We start from the raw sequence: 18,073 nt of genomic DNA, 5'->3' as shown, positions 1-18,073 counted from the left end.
CAAGACTCTAAATTTTTCACACATGTATTGAGTTTAAAATTGTAGTATACATATTTAAACTAAAAGTGGGAAATTATTAAAAGCCTACAAACCTAAAAGCCTTGTATTTCCTGAAATTTTATAGATGCTTGTTAAACTGCTAATGATTGGTGGTTTACCACTTGAAGTAAGTCATCAATTATGATTAAATGCCAAGCGTTTCAAATACCCATTTGAGACAGCGCTTGTGAGCTTTTTACGTCAATATGAAAAACAACTAAAAAAGCCTGCAAACTGCCTGGTCATTGAGACTGGCTGTTTGCAGGCTTTATTGCTTATTTAACAATTGATGTAACCATAAATTCCAAAGGTAAAAATCCAAGATAATTGAAAACAATCAAATTGTAACCACTTTTTGATTTGGGAGCAGATTCCTGGTGCGGCGATTTTAATCACATGTCGTTTTTAAACATCACGAGGTATTCTCAATGCCCTGATAAAGGCATACTGCTTTTAACAGCTGTCAGCCTTGCCCAAGTACCATGCTTTGCTCCCAAACTTGCCTGTTGACCTTATCGACACCTACCTGCTTGGTTAGTTCCACATTAGTCTATCTTGTGCGGGGCTATCTATGTGCGTCCCCACTTATATACGCACTTATATATGCGATTCATGCCGATTTTCAGGTCGTTAAAATAGGTAAAATTGGTGGGAATTTTGTATCACGATGAATTTGTAATGCTGTCTCCATATTTGATAATGCTAATTCATAGTTGATAATGACCCGCCTTTTTTACTTACTTATGTAAGGACTAAAATTTTTGGTAATTTGGTAATTAAACAACGGCAAATCCTATCTTCATTCTCGCTCTTTAGGTCTATTTGAAGGGGTCGATTGATACCAATAAACGTCTGAGTATGCTGTGGCTAATGCTTCTTTTTCGGAGTATGAATTGTAGAACTCATCAAATGCATTATCAAATTCCTCGTCGCTTACATTGTATGGGTCCTTACCATAATTGGAGACCATGTACCTGTAAAAACTGCTCCCAGAAACTTGACAACTGTACCACTACATCCTCACTGATTGTTTTTAACAGTCTTTCCTGGTTCTTGCTATCTACCGACTCGAGTATATCTATAGTGCCTACCTTACCATCATCGAGGAAACCTAAGGTAATTATACCGTATTTGGACTCAACTAACTGGTAAGGTGCAATAGGAATGGTCTTATACCATAACTGCCCATCGTCTGCATCCTTGTGCCAGATGCAGCCCATTCCCCAGGAGCTGTAGGTTGGAGGTTGATAAATGTGAACGTATTTTTCCCAGGGAATTTGGTTGAATTTTGCTGGATCACCTACAAGCTCTGGATGGATGAGTTGGATGCCGAGTTTGATTTGTTCGATGATTTTTTGCTTGGCATCCTGGTTACCTTGTTCGTAGAGCACTCTATTGGCATCCGGATTAAGAGTCTTTTTAATAATGCCAGGGTTACGCCAAGGCTCACTTATCATCGGTGAACCATATTTAGCTTCAGGAAGCAAATCTGGAAAAGTCCAACCGACGTAAGCATCGTAGGGAAACTCTATGTTAGTGAAATCGTATCCAGGGTCATTAGCATCGTACCCTGCCTTGCCTATATACCTATAAACTGTCTTACCGTTTATAGTCGCTACGTCGTTTTTGGTATACCCGAATGTGTCCCCGTAAGCGAATATATACCCCAATTCCACCCATTTGCCGTCAACATACACACTAACAGTATAAACTTTGACTTTTAATTTTCCTGATGCTATTGCTTCTGGAAACTCTAACTCACCATTCTTTATCCCGTATATCTCGACCATTTCTTTGTTCATCGTATCGATAAATGACTTTACATCTATGCTGGATACAGGTTCCACTTTTATATTAGTACCTTTAGCTACATCCCCTGATGTTAGCCCTGAAGCAGAAGGACTCGCTGGAAAAACTCCAAGGAGTATTGTTGCCATGACTAATATGCTTACCAACTTCTTAAAACGTGCTTTAATCACCTACTCATCACCCCTATCTTAAGGCTTGAATACACTAAATGAAGTCGTTGAGCTAAATTTTACGCTCCACACCTGTATCTCATACCCATTCGGTGTTTTGAAAGTTTTCAAAGGTAACTCTTGACTTTTATCCGTCTTTGTCTTTGCGTAGTCTATCGCTGCCTTAACCGTTGCAGGGTCAAGCTTGCTCGCCATTATATTGTATAACTCATCGTAACGTTCTGGGTACGCTATAAATCTAACTTCTGCTGCAAAGTCTAACCCATAGTCATGCCCGTCTTTATTCATGTTATAGAACACCGACCCTACAGGGAACTTATACCCATTCCACGTAATATACTGCTGTTGAGTGCTTCCACTCGAACCGCTACCTCCGCTACCTCCGCTATTATGCTGTTTCTTCCACTCTTCCTCCGCCGCGTTGCGGGCTATTGCACGGGATTGCTTGTATGCTTCTTTGTCCTCTTTATAGTCTTTAATCCTTAATGCCATTGTAGCCAGCTGGGCTCGTGTAACTGTCTGACCGTAACCAAACTGAAGCTTACCGCTATCATCCCGACCTACCCCTTCGGTCAAGTATTCGTTATAAGCGGCGTTGATGTAAGCCCTAATTTCTGGGCTGGCATTTCTCGTATCCTCGAAGATGATTTGCGAACCGTCTCCAGGTTTTACTCCGAGAGTTTTGCAAGTAAACACGGCCATTACCTCACGTGGAATGCCTGCATCGTAATTGGTTACTTCACCTTCCGAAATGATTCCAAGCTTCTTTGCTGCCTCAATGTTACCGGCCGCCCAATGGTTACTGTTGCCTTTGTTGCTGGTATCTGCACCTAAAATCCTTGTAAGTATGGTTAAGTATTCAGCATAGCTGATTGTTTTATTGGGAGCAAACATGTTATTGCCAACGCCAGCAATAAGACCTACTCTTTGGGCTTCGATAACGTCATTATAAAACCAATCGGTGGGTTTTATATCATTAAAACCAGTTTCTACAGTTGCTAACGTAATCTGGATATTTGACAAGAGCACAATAAACGCTACTAATAGTATAAATATGTCTTTGCTTATCCTTGACATGGGAATCCCTTAATCCTTTCTTTTCAAAGTATTTTTTTCTATATAAATTATACCATTTACTCTAAAGAAGAACAAAAGGTTTTAAGGTGCAAACGTATAAACAAAAAAGACCACTCAATAATGGTCTTTGCTAATAAAAGGGCCATGGGGCAGCTTTAATATTTAATTATAACCTAAACCCTTTAATCTATCTGTAGCCTCATCAAATTCGCTTACGTCTTCCATCCTTGAAATAATGGTCAACAACTCCTTTTTTAGGTCTTTATCTAGGTCAGGAAGCTTACTACTCATACAGAGAAGCGTATTAAACGCTTTTATGTATGTGTAATACCCATCAAACAATGTCATTACCAAATGGTTATCAACTTTTTTATCTTTAATTATATCTCCTGCGAGTTTTAATAAATCAATAAGTATGTTGTTGATGACCCTATAGTAATTGAGGAGACTTAGAAGCCGCTCTCTGTCTTCCCCACCGTCATATAAAAGACCACACGTAATCCACTTAACCGCATACAGCATTTCATTCAAATCTTTCATGTGAACAAACCCCCTGTTTACTCTGCCCCAAAGGCCTTATAAAAACATCGAAGAGGAGCCTCTAAACACTCCTCTTCCTTTCATGTTGTTTATGCCGTGTCTCTATGCCCTTTGTGCTTTTGTCCTCTGACTTCTTATCTCCCCGCCCCCTTAAATTATACAAAAATAGACAATTTTTGTCAAGACTAATGTCGAAAAATTTTAAATTTTAAGGTAGTCGCAAATAAGTTATCGGCCAATATTTATATCAACATGTCATAATATGTCATAAAAATTTTTTATATGCCATTTCCTACTCCCTATGTCTATTCGACCCTGTAAACTATATATTTTATCCTGTTTTCGAATTCCTCTGATTTCGTCCATTCTCTGATTTCAAAATCTAACCTCATTAACCAAAGCACCAAAAGTAAAATTGAGTATGCGAAGAATAAAGCTAACATTGCACATTCCTCCCCTTAAATTTTACTTTTTTATACTTTTTAAGTAGTATACAAAGTAGAAAAACCACACCAAATCGGTGTGGTTAAAGGATTTAACTTATATCTCACGTCCAATTTCTATGAAATTCGGGTCCTCAAACGGCCTGTATACAAACCCCTCTGCAATCTCTTTTGTAGCAACATAATCAAAATGACTTTTATCAGGATTATCAACGAAGTACGAATAAACATAATAAAGTCCTTCTCTAATTTCCTCCCGGTCATTTACATGCCGTAAAATGCACGTAACAACCAATTCATCGTTGACAGGTCCTATTGCTATGTCGGATATCCTCAAATTTTCTTTTTTACAAACTTTGTCTATTGCCAATCTTATGTTTTCAGCTATTTCAGGACTCACCATTTTTTCTAATGGACTATCCCAAAAGACATTCAAGGTATTCATTACCTTCATAAAGTTTCCTCCTAAATTTTTTGTATATTTTACCGCAAAAATAAAAGTGAGGCTATACCTCACTTTCTCTAAGCCCTACTATTTTATATTTCGCTAAATCATTAGGCTCAAAATTAATCCAGACATGTTTACAAACTTTTCTTTTTTGCTCTCCTATAGTTACATACTGACACGATAAAAACGTCTCCTGTAAAGCAAATGACCTCCAGCCTTTATCACCTTTTAATAAAATACCATCGTAAAGGTCGTTTTTATAACCCATTAAGATAACCTTACATAACGCGTCTTTTACCAAATATAAAAGCCTCTCGTGCTGTTCTTTAGTAAATTCCAACTCGTAGACATTTTTTGCCGAGCGTGTCTCTGCTAAATATGGCGGGTCTAAAAACAAAATCACATGTTTTTCATTTTTATATTCTTCAATCAAACTCAAACCGTCATCATTCCTTACTTCTACGCCTTCATATCTTAGTTTAATTTTTTGTAAAGTTCTATATAGCCTTTCATTATAATTTTTAGGGACTTCCGTATTAGACCAACTGCCCATAGCCCCGTTAAATGACTGATTTAATAATGTAAACATGACCTCTGCTTTTTGGAATTCGTCCAAACTATCGAATTCTGTCTCTCTCAATCTCTTGGCCTCCTCAAAAACCTCCTTACTGTATTCTATAACTGATAAGCGTCTTATTAGTTCTTCATTTTTAGTTGAATCGCTCATGAGTTTGTGCAATAAGTAAATGTCTTCGTTCAATTCATTAAGTATTGCTTTTTTAAAAAGAGGAGGTCTATTTATAATTATATTGCCAGCCCCCGCAAAACAATCTATAAGAACGATATCTTCAAATGCCTTTATATCTATAATCCCCCGATTATTATTTGTTTTCTCTGTTTTTACAATTTCCTCACATGCCGATAAAATTAGCAGATTTATCTCATACAAACTTTGAAACTGTCCGCCATAATATGTAAAGTAATTATATTTCAGCATCGTTTATCTCTCCTTCTAAAAGCTCTTTATCAATACAAATGACCCTTGGTTCATCCTTACGCCGATGATAATCATATCTACCGCTATTCCTATAAAGCACACCGTTCAAATTTAATTGCTTTTTCAAATGTAAAGGAATCCAACCACACTCCAGTGCTATTTCATCAAATTTGCCTGTCAATATAGTTATATACGTTCTGTTATTAAAACTTATCTCTTTATCCTTATTGTCAAGTAAAACTTTGCACACTTTCACGAAATCCATCTTATAATCGTCAATTATTTTATTTAAGTTTTTCCAATTAATCATTATGTAACTTGCAATTTTTCTTATGTCATTTTCATTGATAAATCCGTAACTTTTAAGAGGTTTTAATTTTTCTTCAATGCTCTCTTCAAAACAATTTTCAAAATCTAAACGTAAAATCTCGGAGTATTTTTTGCGTCTTTTACCATTCTCTAAATGCAAAATTGATCGAACCATAAGACCTATTTCCATTTTTCCTGAATCATCACGAATAAACAATGCCCCTCTTACTTCGGTCCCATTTTCTGTCTCTATTATCTTATTCATCTTGTCAAACAAATTTTTCATAAGTATGCCTACCTCCTTTTAATATTTCTAATAGGCATACTTATATGTACGAAAACATCGTACCTACGAAGATAATTTAACGGGTATGTAGGTGAACCTAACGGGTAACGAAGATAACTTAACGGGTATGTCGTTATCATATGTACAATGCATTATATGGATGTACTTAAGTATTCACCAAAAATAAAAAAGACCTTTGGAAATTACCAAAGGCCTCTTCAATTTACTATTTATGTTCTTAACCCTTAACGACGTTTACAAGCAATATTGCCCTTAAGTACTTCTTAAATTTATTGTTAGCAAAACCTATGTTGGTGGCTCTTCACCGGGCTGGAAAACCAGCTTAACGATGCCCTCTAATTCTTCTTCAGATTCTTTCAGCATCTTAGCCGCACCGAGAAGTATGGCCGTATGTAAATCATGGCCGCAGGTATGGGCGCATTTGCCGCGAGCCGCAAATGGTAGGCCGCTTTCTTCCTCCATGGGAAGGGCATCCATATCGGCTCGAAGCAGTATTACTTTGCCATCTGTTTTCTTGCCTACAGTAGCCGTTACCCCGTAACCGCTTATCAATTTGGGTTCATAGCCCATTTCCTTAAGTTTTTCAACCACAAAAGCACTGGTTTTCGGAAGTTCCATTCCAAGTTCAGGAATTTGATGTAAATACCTGCGATTTGCAATTATTTCTTCTTTTATTTCCATTGCTCTTTTTAGATAATCCATTTATAAATTCTCCTTTGGTATAATATATTATCTCTCCAATACAGCATATGCGCGGGTAAAGCCGCCGTCAGATTTATCTATGAGAAGAGGGGCTGCAGAGAAAAATACCCGCGGCCTATCTATTTTATCAAGATTATTAAGATTTTCTATTATAGGTATTCCGTTTCCCATCAATATTTTATGAACAGGTGCCTCTGTGCTTTCAACGGGATCCGGAGAAATAAAATCAATACCTAGCGCTTTAATGCCAAGTTTTACTAAGGCTTGCGCCAGTTCCTGTGAAAGATAAGGCGAATCATCGATATACTTTGGGTTGCCCCAGTATTTGGAATACCCGGTTTTTAAGAGGACTATATCTCCTCTTTTTATTTCACAATTTTTTAGCACCTCTTTTCCAATCGGCTCTTTTCTTTCTACCGGAGCATTTACAATAACTGCATCACCTACAAAAGTATCCAACGGAATTTCATCTAAGGTTTTCGCCCCCTTTATGCAGTGGGCCGGGGCATCACAGTGCGTGCCAACATGAACGCCTGCATGAAATTCTGTAATCCTAAAGCCTCCATTGTCTATCTGTGCGATTTGCTTAATTGCAATAGGCGCAGTTCCGGGGAAAAGCGGCATACCAACTTTATAGCCCTGGGAAAGATCTACAATCCTCATAGTGACCCTCCTTCTTTTATGGATTTTGCAAGCTTAGATGTTTTTGCTTAAACTTTAAACAATTATAAAAACTTGTTTTTTACAATATTTGCAAAATCATAAATATCGCCTAGATTTTTTTGAAGAATATTATAAACAATTTCAGGTTGAATCCGGACATAATCATGAACAATTACATTGCGAAATTGGGCCATTTTTTTAAGGCTTTCCTTTAATTTTTCGTCTATTATTTCTTGTTCGAAGAGGACTTGAAAAATATCTTTATTATCAAGAGGCTCTCTATAACCTTCATAAGAAATAATGTGGTTTGCAATATCTAAACATGCTTCAACTGCCATATGCAACGTTCGTTCAATATATCTGCGGACTATCTTGTCTCTTGTAAAGGTATCAAAGGTTATAGTTTGCCTGGCTTCGTCTAAATCTCTACAATATTCTTCGAGAAACGCTAGTCGCCTCACTATCGTTTCTTTCTCAACCATTGTGATATTTTCTCCCTTTCTCTTCTAATCTTTTTAGCGCCTGATTGTAATACAGATCATAGAAATATTTTCTGTCAAAATACTCTTCCCGTTTTTTAACTTCAAAAGATACGCGCCTTTCTGTATTCTTATCTAAAATTATTTCCTTGCCAAGCATTACTTGATGTATAAAATATGGATCAGCAGTTTCTAAATCTACGACATCAATTTTTAATTTTAATAGATCTTCTAAATCATTGGCAATTTCTAGTTTTCGCTCAAAGCGGTCTAATAGGGGTAAGCCTTCGGTAAACAATATAGCAATATCTACATCACTGCCTTTCGTTGCCCTGTTTTTTGCAACAGAACCAAATAAATAAACAGTAGAAATATCTTCTCGATTTATAAAATATTCTTTTACAATTTCGATACAATCTTTTTTATTCATGCAAAAATACCCCTTTTAGCAAGTTATTCTTAAATTGCCTTTTCAATAATACTCATTATTGCGTGGGCGACTCCCGACATGTCATTTGAAAGTGTCACATAATCCGCTGCTTTTTTAACTTCCTCTTCTGCATTTTCCGGCGCAATGGCAAGGCCGGCAACTTCAAACATGCTAATATCGTTATGGCTGTCTCCAAAAACAACAGTTTCTTTAGGCAAAATACCGAGCTTATCGCATAAAATCAAAAGGGCGTTTCCTTTTGATGCACCGCTTCGCATAATATCAATCAGTCCTTTGCCGGAACTTACTATAGTTAAGCTGTTATCTTGATTTATGTCATTATCTAATTTTTCTATAATTTTATCTTCTTGGCTTGCAATTAATATTTTTATTATTTTATCTCTAACAACATCCAGCTCTTTTACATTAAGTGTTTTGGCACGCAATTCTTCTTTTACACTTTTATTGTAGTTCATCACTACGTTTACCCGCTGTGAATCTTCGCTATAATATATTGCATCGGGGGTATATACCAGATAGTCGAAATAGTTGGTCTTACAGTAATTTATAACTCTTGCAGTTATATCCGATGGTATTAATTTTTCGTAGAGGACTCTTTTTTGGCGGACATCTTTTATAAGGGCACCATTACAAGCTATCAAAGGTGTCTTAATGTCAAGATCATAAATATATTTTGCCGCAATAAGATCATGTCTTCCTGTAGCTATTGCAAACTCTATACCTGCATCTTTTAGCATATTAACGGCTTTTTTATTTTCTTGGCTTATCTCTTCAGCCGAGTTTAAAAGTGTTCCATCTAAATCACATACAACAAGTTTATATTTTATCGACATTTATTACGCTCAATCCTTTTAAGTAAAATTTGCAAGTGTTTTATATATCTATTACATCGTCTTGATTTATAATATCCCGGCTTTCTACTACTTGGGTGTTTGCCCATCTGTCCCCAAGCCTTCTGCCCTTGTCATCGCTTATAACAAGTAAGGCTTCAACTATTACCATTACAAATCCGATAATTCCTCCTACAACCCAGCCTATAATAGGAACTATGCCAAAAGCACTGCCTATAGCAAGGGGCAGATTTCTTTTTAGTGATATTGTCCAATCAATATCACTACCGTCAAAGGAAACCACTTCAAGTCCCATAACTTTTTTGCCCAAACTGCGGTTTTTGAAGTCCGGATTCTTCGTTATTTCAAAAGCTATTGCATCCTTAGTTAAGAGATAAACTGCGCTTACCAAGGCTCCCAGTATAGGAATATAGACGAGAAGGCTTGCAACGATATCGTCAATTAGCAAGGCAATAAATCTTTTAAACAGGTCCGCCTTTTTGTACTGCATAATTAATCCTCCTCTACTTTAAGATATTTTCATAAACTCTTAAAAAATTTCCTCCATAAATAAGCTTGATTTCATTATCGGAATATCCTCTTGCTATAAGTTCTTCTGTAAGCCTGTAAATATCAGGATATCCATTTACTACATCATAATCCTCGTCTTCTTTTTTGCTCTTTGGACCCGTATTATGTCCAAATATTTTATCGCAAAAGTCGAATCCAAGGCCAATGTGGTTTATTCCGGCTATGTTTTTCAAATGATCTATATGGTCTGCCAAGGCTTTTATATCCGCATGGCCTTCTGCAACTATTGAGCTTACACTGTTGATACCTATTACACCATCTGTTTTAGCAATGGCTTTTATTTGTTCATCGCTTAAGTTTCTCATTATTTTGTGGAGGGCTCGGCAATTGGAATGAGATGCTATCACAGGTTTTGTTGTGATTTTCATAACATCCCAAAATCCCGCCTCGTTTAAATGGCTTACATCTATTATCATACCAAGTTTTTCCGCTTCTGTTACAACTTCTTCGCCAAATTTTGAAAGGCCGTTTTTTTTATCTTCTATTTTAGAAAAACTACATCCGTCCCCTGCGAAGTTTCGCCTTGACCAAGTAATTCCAACGCCTCTTACTCCAAGTTCATAAAAAAGTCTTAGAAGGCCTATATCATTCATCAAGGGATCTACTCCTTCAAAAAATAAAAGGATCCCTATCATTTTGTTATCTAATGCATCTTTTACATCAGCATAGCTTTTTATAAATTTGATCTTATCCCCTGATTCATCAAGCTCTGAGTAAAAAGCGCTAATTTGATCTAATGCCTTTCTAAGCCCAAGTTCCGGAAGATAATCTTCGGTGATATATATTGATGAAACTATGATATTTGCTCCGCCTTCCTTAAAATCCGGCAGATGATATGTCTCTATTATCTGTTTTTCGCCTTTTCTTCTCCTTTTTTCAACATCCCAAAGCAAATCCAAATGTGCATCTACTATAGTAAAATTTTCATGGATGCTCTTTATATGCTCCTCTAATTCCTTTTGCATGGGCAGACCTCCGATTTCAAAGTATATAATCTTTTACATAGGTAATATGAATTTTGCGATCATTACAAAGTGCAGCAGTGAGCCTATAGAAATAAATATATGAAAAACCTCGTGAAAACCAAATTTATTGGGAATAAAGTTGAAAATCTTCGTAGCATATATTATTCCCCCGATGGTGTAAGATAGGCCTCCTAAAAACAGAAGCAGCATGGCTTCTTTTGGATAAGCCTGGATTAAGCGGGACATTGGAATGATAGCCATCCAACCGAGGATGATATAAAACATTGTTGAAACCCAACGTTGAATCCCCAAAAAAAATATCTTTATTATTATGCCTACTAGCGAAAGTCCCCAAATAGCCGCAAGCATGGCCCATCTCCATGTTCCTTCGAGACCATAATAGAGGACAGGCGTATATGTGCCTGCAATTAAGATAAAAATCGATATATGATCGAATTTTCTCAGTATAAGCTGCTTTTCAGGTGTAGTGTTTGCCCAATGGTAGGCTGTGCTGGCTCCGTAAAGAATTACAATGCTTGCTCCGTAAATTCCCATTGTCGCAAGCTTTGCAAGATCGCCATAGGAAAATATAATTAAATAGACAAGTCCTGCGATTCCTGCTAAAAATGTAATAAAATGCGTCCATGTATTGACCGGTTCTCTCATTTATACTGTGTGCCTCCTAAATTTCTGGATATGCTGCAAAGTCTATATATAGTTATTCGGCATAATGTGAACAATTCCTCTAAAATAATAATGAACAACTTTTATTTAGAAAGTTTGTCTATTATCTTGATTATCTCATCAATCTTTTGCTTTTTATCTGATGTTTCATCTGAATCAAAAACCTCGGTTACACAATGTTTCAGATGGGCATCAAGCACCTCTTGATTTATATTCTTTAAAATTGCTATAGACGCCATAAGTTGATTTGAAATATCAATACAGTAGCGATCATCTTCTACCATCTTTATAATACCGTCTATCTGCCCTCTTACGGTTTTTAACTTTTTTAAAACTCTTTCCCTGTCAGCTCTCAAATTTCATACCGCCTCTTTTATGGATACTACTTCATATCCGGCTTCTTCTACTGCATGTTTTAGAGCCTCGTCAGCCACCGGATTCGAGGATTCAACCTCAGCAAGTCCGCCATCCAAATTCACTGTCGCTTTAACTCCGTCTATTGCGTTTAAAGCCTTTTCTACTCGCATCTTGCAGTGCTCACACATCATACCTTTAATTTCTAAAACCTTTTTCATTTTTTCAATCTCCTTTTCTTCACTTTTATTTTGTAGCAAATTGTTTTCCGAAATTCTAATTACTGATACCTGCCCTCTGACATCACACAGATTATCACACTGCGATATAGGCAAGGCAGAAGGTTTAAATTTGCGAAGCCTTAATGCATTTGTCACGACAAAAACTGAGCTCATACTCATGGCAGCTGCGCCAATCATTGGAGTAAGTTTTATATGGTAAGCAGGATATAAAACCCCGGCAGCAATTGGAATGCCTAAGATATTATAGAAAAATGCCCAGAAAAGATTCTGCTTTATATTCCTGATTGTAGCTTTTGAAAGCTCTACTGCTGTAACAGCATCCATTAAATCGCTTCTTATTAGCACAATATCTGCAGATTCGATGGCTACATCCGTTCCGGCGCCTATGGCTATACCTACATCAGCTCTTGCCAAAGCGGGCGCATCATTTATTCCGTCGCCTATCATAGCAACTTTTTGTCCTTTGTTTTTAAGCTCTTGGATTTTTTTATCCTTTTCATGAGGCAGTACCCCTGCTATTGCTTCATCAATATCTAGTTGGCGTCTTATGGCTTCTGCTGTGTTTGGGTTATCTCCTGTAAGCATAACTACCTTAATACCCATCTGTTTAAAACGCTGAACCGCTTGGCGGCTGGTAGGTTTTATCACATCAGCTACGGCAATAATCCCCAACAAGGCATTATTTTCTCCAAAATAAAGGGGAGTTTTGCCTTCTTTTGAAAGGCGAGCCGAAAGCTGCTCAGCAATCGCTGTGTCAATTTTCTTTTCTTTCATAAACTGCTCGTTTCCTGCAAAATATGGTATCCCATCAATATATCCTTCCACGCCTTTGCCGGGAATAGATTTGAATTCATTAATTTCAATCAGTGGAGTTTCTTTTTCTCTGCAATATTTTAAAATAGCGTCTGCCAGAGGATGTTCTGAGTTCTTTTCTAATGCCTGAGCAATTTTCAAAAGTTCTTCCTCCGACTTTGCTTTATAAAGGGCAATATCCGTTACCTGAGGCTTGCCCTGAGTGAGAGTGCCGGTTTTATCCATTACAACAGTATCTATACTGCAAAGCGCCTCTAAAGCCTCCGCTGATTTTATCAATATGCCATGCTCTGCGCCCTTTCCTGTTCCAACCATTATTGCAACAGGTGTTGCAAGTCCTAATGCGCAAGGGCAGGATATAACCAAAACTGATATTCCCATCGATAAGGCAAATTCGAAGCTGTAACCTGCTAAAAGCCATCCTACAGTTGTGACGAGCGCGATACCTATTACCGTAGGAACAAAGACAGCGCTTATCTTGTCTGCAAGTTTTGCTATTGGCGCTTTTGTAGCATTTGCGTCTTCTACCAGTGCTATTATTTTTGCCAGTGTCGTATCTTCTCCTACTTGAGTTGCTCTAAATTTAAAAGCTCCTGTCTTATTTATGGTGCCTGCGCTTACTTTATCTGTTGGTCGTTTTTCTACAGGCATACTTTCGCCGGTCAGCGCAGACTCATCTACAGCAGATTGTCCCTCGATTACCACACCATCTACCGGAATTGATTCACCGGGTCGAATTACTATTATGTCTCCTACTTTGACTGATTCTACGGGAACCTCTTCTTCTATGCCGTTCTTTTCTACTCTAGCGGTTTTAGGAGCAAGGTCCATTAATTTTTTAATTGCATCCGTAGTTTTCCCTTTTGCTCTGGCCTCTAAGAATTTCCCCACTGTAATAAGGGTTAAAATCATGGCCGCCGATTCAAAATAAAGATCATGATAGTATCTGTGAACTAATTCAAAGTTACCGGCGCCTAAACCATAACTCATTCTAAAAATAGCAAAAACGCCGTATATAAGAGCCGAGCCTGAACCAATGGCTATAAGGGAATCCATGTTAGGATGGCCCTTAAATAAAGTTTTAAAACCTACTGTATAAAATTTACGATTAATGAACGCAATCGGTAGCACTAATAAAAATTGGGCAAAAGCAAAAGAGACGGCATTTTCCACGCCGGATAAGAAAGGCGGAAGAGGCAAGCCCAACATATGTCCCATCGATATATACATTAATGGTATGATAAACAGAATAGAAACCTTAAGACGGAGTTTCATATCCTCAATTTCTCTGTCTGCTGAAGTTTTTCCTTGAGCTTTTTGTGTCTCCTGCTTTGCTCTGCTTTTTTCTTTCAAAGATGCGCCATATCCTGCATCTTCTACTGCTTTTATTATCTCCTCGGGAAAAATTGTTTCATCATTATATTCGACACGCATGCTGTTTGTTAAAAGATTTACTGTGACAGATTTGACACCGGGTAATTTCTTTACACTACGTTCTACCGCAGCTGAACAAGCAGCACAAGTCATGCCAGTTACGTTAAAATCCTTTTCTACGTACATTACCGAGCCTCACTTTCTAATACCCCCTCGGGGGTGTATGTGAGTACATTATAAAACTTTAGTAGGTAATTGTCAATCAACTATTCATGGACTTCTGCCTCTTTTTCAAGTCTTGCAATCTTTGATGTAAGCGCTATCCACCGTATAAGCGGTATAGTGCCTAAGGCAATAAAAAGTATTAACGCAGACAAAATCTTCCCCCAATCACCGCTGAGGCTGGTAAAGCTTGCAAACGAAAAACCTGATTTCGACGTAAGATAAAAATATATATTAAAAACTAATAGGAAAACCAGATAGTAGCTATAAGGTTTTCTATATTCTTTTAATGCTTCTGCCTTGTCCAAGATGCTGTTATAAATTGTGAAGGGTTTTCCATCGTTCTTTTTTTCAAGAATCAAAAGCTCCCGGTTTATCATGCCGCCTGATGTTGCAAATTTTCCACCTTTGTCAGCAAAGGGCCTATATTTTATTTTGCCTATTGAAAAGTGTCCTAAGTCTACAGCCTTTTCATAGAATGTTATATTCATTTCTTTCAAAAATCTTTCATACTCGAGCCTTTCCTGATTAGACTTATTACCGATATAAATAACCGCATACTGATATTCCCCTTGCTTGCAAGGTTCGAATTCGTAGAAAAGTTTCCCGACTTTTGCAAGCTTACGGCCTTTTTCGGCTTGTTTATTTAGCCAAACCGTCTGTTCTTCAATAGGGTCAAGAAAGAGCTTAAATTTTCTCATCGATTTCAACTCCTTTATTTTTAAGGATCTCCTCGCCTATTCTATATACTTCTCTGAGCCTTTTCATTTCTGCTTCAACTTGCAGTCTGCCCAAATCTGTAATGATATATTCTTTTTTCCTCTCACCGCTTTCGGCCGGCAGAGCCTTAATCCAGCCTTTTTTGGCAAGATTATTTATTGCGCCGTAAAGAGTTCCGGGACCAAATACGACCCTTCCCTTAGTTTTTTCCATCACAAATTGCATAACCCCATAACCATGATTCGGTTTATACATGGCAAGAAGGATAAGAAATGCAGTTTCTGTCAAAGGAGATTCTTGCACTTTTGGCAAAATAACACACCTCCGATTATTACGTTTTACGTAGTATATGGACACTATATCGCATAACGTATTACGTGTCAAGTAGTAAATTCCTATATTGAAGCCGAGTACAAAGTAAAGACCTGATAAGGAAATTTATCAGGTCTTGCGAACTGTTATTCTATATTTATTTTAATTAAATAAAATCAGCGCTACATAAGATACCGTATTTTCACCGTTATAGTAAGGGATATCGCATTTTCTTGTAAGCGACATTACATTTATACCGTATGCCTCAACTGACGCCATTGCTTTCTCCGGAAACCTGCAGGGCTTTCCTTCGGGATATGTGCAGCGGGGGCAGTAGGTGCAGGGTCCCACATTAAGCGGAAGAAAATCAATACCTTTATACTCCTCTTTAAGTTTATCTACCAGCTTTCGTATTATCTTCGTATGCCTTTCTTCCCCTTCAACCATCCCCGGATAGTCAAAACAACTGCGCAGTTTTTGAACTGTCTGCAGCAGCACTCCTTGCTTATACTGGCGCACCCTCTTTTCTAAGACTTCTAAAGGACCAACTGCCGGCGGACACATCCAGTTCATATTGTACTGTCGGCAGGTATTTTTCTCGCACAGTTCTCGAAATTCTTGCGAAAACTCTATATTATTTACATCAACTACAACAGCATTTGTCACTCCCAATTCTAAAGCCTGTTTCATGATATCTTCAGGTTTTATCTGCATATTACATCTCCTTAAAATTTTCTAAGTACATTCTTTCTTTAAGTATATGCGGATAAATATGGCTTTGTCAATGAAAAATTGTAAAATTAGATAAAGCAAAACATTTTAGCATGTCCAGCTTCACAAATTTTCAATTAATTCTCTTAATTCTTCTATTCCCTCTCCTGTTACCGCTGAGACGGGATAGTATTTTCCTTTTACGCCGCACATTTCAAGATACTTACTCGCTCTTTTTATATCAGCTGTTGGCAGGTCTATTTTGCTTACGACTCCATAGACGGGAATATTAAACATTCCTGCAAAGCCCGGCGGTGTGGTGGGTTTTGATGAAGTAGAGTCTTGAACCACAAATATAGCATCAGCATCCATAGCCGTTGTTATAACTGCATAATTTAGCCGTCTTATGTCCATATATTCACCTGGAATATCTATATATCCGTCTTCAAAAGTCACTGCCTGGGTTTTTACTGCTTCTCCACATCCCCTCAGTGTTTTTATGAGAGTAGATTTACCTGATCCGGAAGCGCCAATAAACATGATTTTTTTCTGCAATTTTTTTCACCTCAGTTGCTATTTATGTATCTGTTATACACTATATATTTATTATATACTATTTTAATTGCAGTAAAACTAATATATCCCCTCAAAGCAGAATCCTTAAAAGTGCCGAGGGGATATATGTAAACCTGGATTATTCAATTCTTATTTAGGCTGGCAGATAAAAACTAGCTTGCGCTTTTCGGGGCAAAAAAGCTTGCCACCATTATAGCTGTGACGCCTGCGATAAGTTTTCCGACTATCATCGGGAATATCATTTCCTTTGCAACGCCTGCTGTAAATCCTAAGTGATCGCCAAAGGTAAACGCAGCGCTGACTGCAAATGCCACATTAAGAACTTTTCCGCGATAATCCATGTCGTGCATCATTTGAAACATCGGAATATTGTTTGCAAGCGTGGCAACCAAACCGGCAGCTGCTATGTCGTTCATGCCTAGGGCCTTGCCCATAGACATCAACGGTTTCTTAAATACTTTTGTAATAACTGTCACCATTGGAAATGCCCCTGCCAAGACAATTGCAATACTTCCGATTATTTGTATGCCATCACTGATAGGTGCCATTCCGGGAATTACAACAATTCCTGTCAAGGTTTCGACTATAATTGCAGCAAGACCAATCGTTATAACTATTACAACTATTTTTCCAAATACATTAAATCCGTTTATCATCTTATCAGGTATTCTCCAAAGTCCGATTGCAATTAGTGCTGCCACAATAATTATAGGAACAAGATTGCTGACTATCATCCCCAGCTCATAGCCGGCTACTAAACCACCGAAGAAGCATCCGATAGGTATGGTTATCATACCTGCTAAGATACCGGTAGCTAATGCTTTATGATCTTCTTTTTGGATTATTCCCAATGCCACAGGAATGGAGAACACAATTGTCGGTCCCATCATAGAACCTAAAATTATGCCGGCAAAAAGACCTGCTTCTTTAGTTTTAGCCATTGCCATAGCTAAAGGAAATCCGCCCATATCGCATGCAAGAAGGGTTGTTGCAAACATAGCAGGGTCTGCACCTAGGGCTGAATAAATAGGTACCACTACAGGTTCTAATACTTTAGCCAAAACCGGTGCCAGGGATACAACTCCGAGCATTGCAAGTGCTAAAGAACCCATGGCATTAAATCCTGCTTCAAACTGCTCGCCTAATCCGTATTTATTGCCTAAAATCCTATCAATAGCGCCTAAAACCATAAATACAACCATAATATCAACGATAATTTGATTAATGCTCAACTCTATACACCCC

General features: G+C 37.7%; 20 protein-coding genes and 1 pseudogene. All 21 read right to left on the bottom strand.

Annotation, left to right across the window (positions count from 1 at the left end):
• Positions 1 to 989 precede the first annotated feature (989 nt).
• Positions 990 to 2,018, bottom strand: a complete 1,029-nt coding sequence (locus TSYNT_RS00575) for an Athe_2463 domain-containing protein (protein ID WP_059031227.1) — start codon at positions 2,016 to 2,018, stop codon at positions 990 to 992.
• A gap of 18 nt (positions 2,019 to 2,036) precedes the next feature.
• Positions 2,037 to 3,095 (bottom strand): S-layer homology domain-containing protein, encoded by a 1,059-nt coding sequence (locus TSYNT_RS00570; protein ID WP_059031225.1) that lies wholly within the window; start codon positions 3,093 to 3,095, stop codon positions 2,037 to 2,039.
• Between the two features lie 162 nt (positions 3,096 to 3,257).
• Positions 3,258 to 3,635, bottom strand: a complete 378-nt coding sequence (locus TSYNT_RS00565) for a hypothetical protein (protein WP_059031223.1) — start codon at positions 3,633 to 3,635, stop codon at positions 3,258 to 3,260.
• Between the two features lie 540 nt (positions 3,636 to 4,175).
• Positions 4,176 to 4,532: a hypothetical protein gene (locus tag TSYNT_RS00560; RefSeq protein WP_059031221.1), complete on the bottom strand. Its 357-nt coding sequence runs from the start codon at positions 4,530 to 4,532 to the stop codon at positions 4,176 to 4,178.
• A 52-nt stretch (positions 4,533 to 4,584) separates the two neighbouring features.
• Positions 4,585 to 5,523: a DNA adenine methylase gene (locus TSYNT_RS00555; protein WP_059031219.1), complete on the bottom strand. Its 939-nt coding sequence runs from the start codon at positions 5,521 to 5,523 to the stop codon at positions 4,585 to 4,587.
• The gene (locus TSYNT_RS00550; RefSeq protein WP_059031217.1) at positions 5,510 to 6,118 is read right to left on the bottom strand and encodes a hypothetical protein; all 609 of its coding nucleotides are present in this window, start codon (positions 6,116 to 6,118) and stop codon (positions 5,510 to 5,512) included. The genes TSYNT_RS00555 and TSYNT_RS00550 overlap by 14 nt, the downstream gene beginning before the upstream one ends.
• Positions 6,119 to 6,436: 318 nt before the next feature.
• Positions 6,437 to 6,841 (bottom strand): annotated as a pseudogene (locus tag TSYNT_RS00545) (M20 metallopeptidase family protein); the annotation flags it as partial.
• A 27-nt stretch (positions 6,842 to 6,868) separates the two neighbouring features.
• Positions 6,869 to 7,504 carry a cyclase family protein gene (locus tag TSYNT_RS00540; RefSeq protein ID WP_059031214.1) on the bottom strand — a complete coding sequence of 212 codons (636 nt, stop codon included), beginning with the start codon at positions 7,502 to 7,504 and terminating at the stop codon, positions 6,869 to 6,871.
• Positions 7,505 to 7,566: 62 nt separating this feature from the next.
• On the bottom strand, positions 7,567 to 7,986 hold the full coding sequence (gene hepT / locus TSYNT_RS00535; protein WP_059031212.1) for a type VII toxin-antitoxin system HepT family RNase toxin: 420 nt from the start codon (positions 7,984 to 7,986) through the stop codon (positions 7,567 to 7,569).
• Positions 7,979 to 8,413: a type VII toxin-antitoxin system MntA family adenylyltransferase antitoxin gene (gene mntA / locus TSYNT_RS00530; protein WP_059031210.1), complete on the bottom strand. Its 435-nt coding sequence runs from the start codon at positions 8,411 to 8,413 to the stop codon at positions 7,979 to 7,981. Before mntA ends, hepT begins: the two co-directional genes overlap by 8 nt.
• A 29-nt stretch (positions 8,414 to 8,442) precedes the next feature.
• The gene (locus TSYNT_RS00525; RefSeq protein ID WP_059031208.1) at positions 8,443 to 9,267 is read right to left on the bottom strand and encodes a Cof-type HAD-IIB family hydrolase; all 825 of its coding nucleotides are present in this window, start codon (positions 9,265 to 9,267) and stop codon (positions 8,443 to 8,445) included.
• 40 nt (positions 9,268 to 9,307) lie between these two features.
• Positions 9,308 to 9,775, bottom strand: coding sequence for an RDD family protein (locus TSYNT_RS00520; protein WP_059031206.1), 468 nt, complete (start codon positions 9,773 to 9,775; stop codon positions 9,308 to 9,310).
• Positions 9,776 to 9,788: 13 nt separating this feature from the next.
• Positions 9,789 to 10,820 carry a dipeptidase gene (locus tag TSYNT_RS00515; protein ID WP_059031205.1) on the bottom strand — a complete coding sequence of 344 codons (1,032 nt, stop codon included), beginning with the start codon at positions 10,818 to 10,820 and terminating at the stop codon, positions 9,789 to 9,791.
• A 33-nt stretch (positions 10,821 to 10,853) separates the two neighbouring features.
• Entirely contained in the window at positions 10,854 to 11,486 is a 633-nt protein-coding gene (gene trhA / locus TSYNT_RS00510) for a PAQR family membrane homeostasis protein TrhA (protein ID WP_059031203.1), read from the bottom strand.
• Between the two features lie 101 nt (positions 11,487 to 11,587).
• Positions 11,588 to 11,860: a metal-sensing transcriptional repressor gene (locus TSYNT_RS00505; protein ID WP_059031201.1), complete on the bottom strand. Its 273-nt coding sequence runs from the start codon at positions 11,858 to 11,860 to the stop codon at positions 11,588 to 11,590.
• Positions 11,861 to 11,863: 3 nt separating this feature from the next.
• The gene (locus TSYNT_RS00500) at positions 11,864 to 14,473 is read right to left on the bottom strand and encodes a heavy metal translocating P-type ATPase (RefSeq protein ID WP_059031199.1); all 2,610 of its coding nucleotides are present in this window, start codon (positions 14,471 to 14,473) and stop codon (positions 11,864 to 11,866) included.
• An 80-nt stretch (positions 14,474 to 14,553) separates the two neighbouring features.
• Positions 14,554 to 15,210, bottom strand: a complete 657-nt coding sequence (locus TSYNT_RS00495) for a DUF2812 domain-containing protein (protein WP_059031197.1) — start codon at positions 15,208 to 15,210, stop codon at positions 14,554 to 14,556.
• Positions 15,197 to 15,541 (bottom strand): PadR family transcriptional regulator, encoded by a 345-nt coding sequence (locus tag TSYNT_RS00490; RefSeq protein ID WP_059031195.1) that lies wholly within the window; start codon positions 15,539 to 15,541, stop codon positions 15,197 to 15,199. Before TSYNT_RS00490 ends, TSYNT_RS00495 begins: the two co-directional genes overlap by 14 nt.
• Before the next feature lie 162 nt (positions 15,542 to 15,703).
• Complete coding sequence (locus TSYNT_RS00485) at positions 15,704 to 16,255, bottom strand: DUF2284 domain-containing protein (protein WP_059031193.1); 552 nt, start codon at positions 16,253 to 16,255, stop codon at positions 15,704 to 15,706.
• Positions 16,256 to 16,375: 120 nt separating this feature from the next.
• Complete coding sequence (locus tag TSYNT_RS00480) at positions 16,376 to 16,807, bottom strand: EutP/PduV family microcompartment system protein (RefSeq protein WP_202859692.1); 432 nt, start codon at positions 16,805 to 16,807, stop codon at positions 16,376 to 16,378.
• A 173-nt stretch (positions 16,808 to 16,980) separates the two neighbouring features.
• Complete coding sequence (eutH, locus tag TSYNT_RS00475; protein WP_059031191.1) at positions 16,981 to 18,060, bottom strand: ethanolamine utilization protein EutH; 1,080 nt, start codon at positions 18,058 to 18,060, stop codon at positions 16,981 to 16,983.
• Between the last annotated feature and the right edge of the window lie 13 nt (positions 18,061 to 18,073).

This window comes from Tepidanaerobacter syntrophicus (assembly GCF_001485475.2).
Lineage (GTDB): Bacteria > Bacillota > Thermosediminibacteria > Thermosediminibacterales > Tepidanaerobacteraceae > Tepidanaerobacter > Tepidanaerobacter syntrophicus.
The sequence above is the reverse complement of the archived record's forward strand: the minus strand, read 5'-3'. Positions and strand labels throughout refer to the sequence as shown.